Below are 5,157 nucleotides of genomic sequence, written 5' to 3'. Positions count from 1 at the left end.
CCGGGAGGCCGAGCTCCTCGGCGACGTCCTCGGCGGCCAGCAGCGAGGCGGTGGCCGATCTGGGCCGGCTGGGGGTCCGGGCGGTGCGGGGGCGGGGGGTGGTGCGGATCCGGTGACGGGGGCGGTGCGGGGCGCGGCGTCCGGCCGGGCGGGGCGGCGGTGCCGGCGCGGGCCGGGCGGGAGCCGGTGACCCGGGGGCGGTGGGGGCTCCCTGAGGGAGGTCAGGTGAGCCCGGAGAGGGCGGCGCCCAGGTACTCGGCGCCCAGCAGCAGCGGGACCGCGACCATGATCGCCGCGTGGTGCGTGGCCGTCCAGGCGCGCCACTCGGCGAGGGCGTGCCGCGCGCGGGCGCCGGCCCGGAGGTGGACCGCGAGCGGCAGCAGGGTGCCCAGCGAGCCGAGCAGCACCAGCACGGCGGCGGCCACCGCCTTCCCGCCGTCGCCGGTCGGCGCGGCGGCGACGGACGCGGCCCCGCCGACGGCCGGGACCAGGGTCTTCGGGTGGGCCACCACCAGGACCACCGCGAGACCGGCGGCCCGGGCGGCGGTCAGCCGGTCGATCGAGAGCAGCCAGACCGGCGGCGCGGTGACCCGGCCCGGGCGGGGCCGCTCGCGCCACTGCCGGGCGGCCAGCAGGAGGAGGACGACACCGAGGGCGAGCTTCAGCCAGGACGGCCAGGTCGGCGTGGTGCGGGCGGGGTTCAGCGCGGAGCCCGCCGCCACGACGGCCGCGACCACCGCGGCCAGGCCGAGCAGCCAGCCGGCCGTGAACGCGATCCCGTTGGCCCGGCCGCGCGGTGAGGCGAGGATCAGCAGGACGGCGATCAGCGGCAGCGGGCTGAGCCCGACCGCCACCGCGGAGGCCAGCATCGGGCCGATCGCCTCACCCATCCCCGGACCTGCCTTCCCGCCGCCGGGCGCCCGTCCGCCATTCAGCTCCCGACGGGCGGGTGGCGCACGGCCGATGCGGCTGTTCGGGTGAGGCGGCTGTGGGGGTGACGGCGGCGCACCGTTGGTGCGGCCGTTCGGGGAGGGCGCGTGAGAAGGGCGGTGCCCCCGTTCGGGGGACGGGCCGGGCGAGGGCTGCGGGGAAGACCGCGGCCCGGAGGGCCGGGAGCGGCGGAGGGCCGCCGTACCACCGCGGTGCGACGGCCCTCCGCGTGCGGGGGTGTGAGGGAGGCGGCGGCGAACGGCCGGTGCCTCCGCTCGGCCGAGGAGCTGCGGGGGTGACGGCGGGCCGGGGCGGCCGTCCGGGAGGGGGCCGTGGGGCTGACCACGGCGCAGGACGGCCGGAGCGCGGCGGAGGGCCGCCGCACCACCGGGGTGCGACGGCCCTCCGCGGGCGCGGGGCGCGTCAGTCGGTGCCGGACTCGATCGCCGCGTGGTCGAGCGCGGTGGAGTCCTCCTCGTCACCGGTGCCGGCGGCGATGGGGGCCGCACCGCCCGGGGCGAGCTCGCCGATCAGGCCGCTCCACGGAGCGAGCTGGCCGTGCACCGCGTACTGCTCCAGCTTGCTGCGCGAGTCGGCGATGTCGAGGTTGCGCATGGTCAGCTGGCCGATGCGGTCGTCCGGGACGAACGCGGCGTCGACGCTGCGCTCCATCGACAGCTTCTCGGGGTGGTAGCTGAAGTTGGGGCCCTGGGTGTCGATGACCGAGTAGTCCTGGCCGCGCCGCAGCCGCAGGGTGACGCTGCCGGTGACCGGGTGGCCGATCCAGCGCTGGATGCTGTCCCGGAGCATCAGCGACTGCGGGTCGAACCAGCGGCCCTCGTAGAGCAGCCGGCCGAGCCGCCGCCCCTGGGTGTGGTACGTGGCGAGGGTGTCCTCGTTGTGGATGGCGTTGAGCAGCCGCTCGTAGGCGGTGTGCAGCAGCGCCATGCCGGGGGCCTCGTAGATGCCGCGGCTCTTGGCCTCGATGATGCGGTTCTCGATCTGGTCCGACATGCCCAGGCCGTGCCGGCCGCCGATGGTGTTGGCCTCGTGGACCAGGTCGACGGCGCTGGCGAACTCCTGGCCGTTGATCCGGACCGGGCGGCCGAACTCGAACTCGACGGTGACGTCCTCGGTGAGGATCTCGACCTCAGGGTCCCAGAAGGCCACGCCCATGATCGGGCTGACGATCTCCAGGGAGGCGTCCAGGTACTCCAGCCGCTTGGCCTCGTGGGTGGCGCCCCAGATGTTGGCGTCGGTGGAGTAGGCCTTCTCGGCGGAGTCCCGGTACGGGAGGTCCCGCTCGGCGAGCCACTCGGACATCTCCTTGCGGCCGCCGAGCTGGTCGACGAACGCCTGGTCCAGCCACGGCTTGTAGATCCGCAGGTTGGGGTTGGCGAGCAGGCCGTAGCGGTAGAACCGCTCGATGTCGTTGCCCTTGTAGGTGGAGCCGTCGCCCCAGATGGAGACGCCGTCCTCCTGCATGGCGCGCACCAGCAGGGTGCCGGTCACGGCGCGGCCGAGCGGGGTGGTGTTGAAGTACGTCTGCCCGGCCGAGCGGATGTGGAAGGCGCCGCAGGCGAGGGCGGCCAGGCCCTCCTCGACCAGCGCGGCCCGGCAGTCGACCAGCCGGGCCTGCTCGGCGCCGTAGGCGCGGCCCCGGGCCGGGACGTCGGCGAGGTTCGGCTCGTCGTACTGGCCGATGTCGGCCGTGTAGGCGTAGGGGAACGCACCGTGCTCGCGCATCCACGCGACGGCGACGGAGGTGTCCAACCCACCGGAGAATGCGATGCCGATCCGTTCACCGACCGGCAGCTTGCTCAAGACCTTCGACATGGATGCACCCTTGACCCGCGCGGGCGGGCCCCTGACTAGCGATGTGTGACGGGATTCGGCGTAATCGATCCGATGCCCGAACTCTGGCATAGATTTGCAGAGCAATGCAAGGGCATACGGAGCCGGGATGATCGCGAGAGGCCGCCCGGCGGCCGCCCGGCAGCCGGGCGTGCGGCCGACTCGCCTGGCCGGCGGGGTGGTTGGGTCGAACGTCGAGGGAGTGTGCCCGGCGCATGGGGCCGCCGCGGCTTCCCCGGGGTGGGGGAAGCCGCGGCGGTGGGTCACCGGGCCTGGCCGAACCCGCCCCAGACCGAGGCGGGGCCGCCGGCCGACTGGGCGTCGACCCGGTAGCCGTCGTTCGCCGCGTTGCGCGTGCCGGCGGCGTGGTTGAACTGGCCGGCGAACTCGTGCTGTCCGACCGGCACCGTGCGGCCCGGCTTGAGGACCCAGCGGTAGAGCAGCACGCCGCCGGACTCCTGCACGGTGACGGTGAAGTCCTCGGCCGGCAGGGTCCGCCAGTTGCCGGTGTCCCGTACCTCGCCGGTCTGGGCGACGCGCAGCTCGACGGTGAGCGAGGTGAGCGGCTGGGCGGTCCGGAGGATCAGGTCGTGCTGCCCCCAGTAGATCGTGCTGTGCGGGTCGACCGATCCCTCCGACCACAGCGCCCCGTTCTGCGGGCGGCTGCTCGTCGAGGGCGTCGAGGGCGTCGGGCGCGGAGTGGCCGGGGTGGTGGCGGGGGCCGTGGTGGCCGGGACGGGTACGGGTGCCGGGGCGACGGTGCCCGGGGCGGCCGACGGCTTCGGTGACGGGGTGGCCGTCGGGGACGGGACGGTCGGCGGGGCGGTGGTGACGGTGTCCGTCGCCGGCGGCGTCCCGACGATGCCGGCGACGGCGAGGCCGCCGGTCGCCAGGATGCCGGCGGTGGCGAGGCCGGCGAGGACGGCCTTGGGCCAGGACCTCGCGAACGGCGGTGTGCGGTGGCGGACGGGAGGTCCGGCCATGCCGCGTTCGACGCGGGCCAGGATCCGTGCGCGGTCGGGCCGGTGGGCTCCGGCGGCCTCGCGCAGCTGCCGGGTGATGTGCTCGTTCACCGTTCGTTCCTCCTTCCTGTCGCCAGTACACCGACCGCTCGTGCGCCGAGTGCGCGCTCCAGTTCGGCCATGCCCTTCGAGGTCTGGCTCTTCACCGTACCGACCGAGATGCCCAGCGCCGCGGCGGTGTCCTTCTCCGACAGGTCGAAGGCGTGGCGCAGCACCACGCACGCCCGCTTGCGGAACGGCAGCCGGGCGAGCGCCGTGCGGACGTCCAGGACGGCGGCCGAGTCCGGGCCGTCCGTTCTCTCGGGCGCGCGGGACCAGAACAGCAGGACCCGGCGCCGCTCGCGCACCGCGCTGCGGATCCGGGCGCGGGCCATGTTGGCGACCACCCCGCGCGCGTAGGCGAGCGGGTGGTCGGCCGTGCGGAGCCGGTCCCAGCGCTGCCACAGAGCGGTCAGCGCGTCCGCGGCGAGGTCGTCGGCGGCGTCCGTCTCGCCGGTCAGGAGATGGGCGAAACGGGCGAGTTCGGCGTAGTGGCGTTCGAAGAAGTCGTGGAACTCCGCGGACGCGTCATCGAGGAGCATTTCCCCCGGTCGCCCTCTCCCTGCAATGTGAGCGTTAACAGAAAGCGTGAGCGTAGCAGTGCCCGTCCCCGGGCCCTGACGGTGGTCTCCCTGGTGGGGGACCAGCGCCGGTCGGCGGGCGCGTGGGGCGGTCAATGCCGGGCGAACTGGACGCGGGTCGGCTGGGCGACGTCCGGTTTCACCGCGAGCCCGTCGACGGTCAGTTGCTCGCCGTAGACGTCGGTGACCCTGATCGGTCCGCCGCACCCGGTGCCGTCGGGGGAGAGGAAGTAGTTGTAGTCGGTACGCGACAGCTGCCGCCAGCCGGCGGCGGTCCGGACCTCCAGCGCCGCCACCGGGTTCCGGTGCCCGATCACCTGGATCCCGCACCACCACTGGCTGGACCCGCTCTTGTACCGGACCGACATGGTGTCCGGCGCCGTGCCGGGGCTGAGCACCGTCCAGGTGACCGGGAGCCGGCCCACCGAGAGGTCGGCCAGCTTGGCGAAGGCCTCGTGGCTGAGGTCGAGCTGCCCGGGCGCGCAGGGCAGCGGGCACTCGTTGACGATCCGCACCGTGATGCTCGCCCCGTTGGCGGCGCGGACCAGCACGGACGCCCCGCACGCCCGGGACGTCTCGTAGTCGGTGTGGTTCATCGCCGCGACCATGAGGTCGCCGGACGGGCCGAAGGAGCAGGCGCCGCTGCCGTCGGCGGCGTCGTAGGAGGTCGCGACGCCCTGGTAGCCCGTCCCGGGCCTGATCCGCCCGGCCGGGGCCGCCGCGGCCGGTGC

General features: G+C 74.8%; 5 protein-coding genes. All 5 read right to left on the bottom strand.

Going from position 1 to position 5,157, the window contains the following annotated elements:
* Nucleotides 1-221 precede the first annotated feature (221 nt).
* On the bottom strand, nucleotides 222-890 hold the full coding sequence (locus ABZW03_RS36810; protein WP_355268621.1) for a GAP family protein: 669 nt from the start codon (nucleotides 888-890) through the stop codon (nucleotides 222-224).
* A gap of 463 nt (nucleotides 891-1,353) precedes the next feature.
* Complete coding sequence (gene argG, locus ABZW03_RS36805) at nucleotides 1,354-2,766, bottom strand: argininosuccinate synthase (protein WP_355268619.1); 1,413 nt, start codon at nucleotides 2,764-2,766, stop codon at nucleotides 1,354-1,356.
* Nucleotides 2,767-3,047: 281 nt separating this feature from the next.
* On the bottom strand, nucleotides 3,048-3,857 hold the full coding sequence (locus ABZW03_RS36800; protein ID WP_355268617.1) for a hypothetical protein: 810 nt from the start codon (nucleotides 3,855-3,857) through the stop codon (nucleotides 3,048-3,050).
* Nucleotides 3,854-4,387 carry a SigE family RNA polymerase sigma factor gene (locus tag ABZW03_RS36795; protein WP_355268615.1) on the bottom strand — a complete coding sequence of 178 codons (534 nt, stop codon included), beginning with the start codon at nucleotides 4,385-4,387 and terminating at the stop codon, nucleotides 3,854-3,856. The genes ABZW03_RS36800 and ABZW03_RS36795 overlap by 4 nt, the downstream gene beginning before the upstream one ends.
* 131 nt (nucleotides 4,388-4,518) lie before the next feature.
* On the bottom strand, nucleotides 4,519-5,157 hold a 639-nt coding region (locus ABZW03_RS36790), incomplete at its 5' end, for an expansin EXLX1 family cellulose-binding protein (protein WP_355268613.1).

Source organism: Kitasatospora sp. NPDC004799, assembly GCF_040609095.1.
GTDB lineage: Bacteria > Actinomycetota > Actinomycetes > Streptomycetales > Streptomycetaceae > Kitasatospora.
The sequence above is the reverse complement of the archived record's forward strand: the minus strand, read 5'-3'. Positions and strand labels throughout refer to the sequence as shown.

Coding starts and splice junctions, on each gene's coding strand:
- ABZW03_RS36810 (WP_355268621.1), bottom strand. CDS start 890: ATGGGTGAGGCGATCGGCCCGATGCTGGCCTCCGCGGTGGCGGTCGGG.
- argG (WP_355268619.1), bottom strand. CDS start 2,766: ATGTCGAAGGTCTTGAGCAAGCTGCCGGTCGGTGAACGGATCGGCATC.
- ABZW03_RS36795 (WP_355268615.1), bottom strand. CDS start 4,387: ATGCTCCTCGATGACGCGTCCGCGGAGTTCCACGACTTCTTCGAACGC.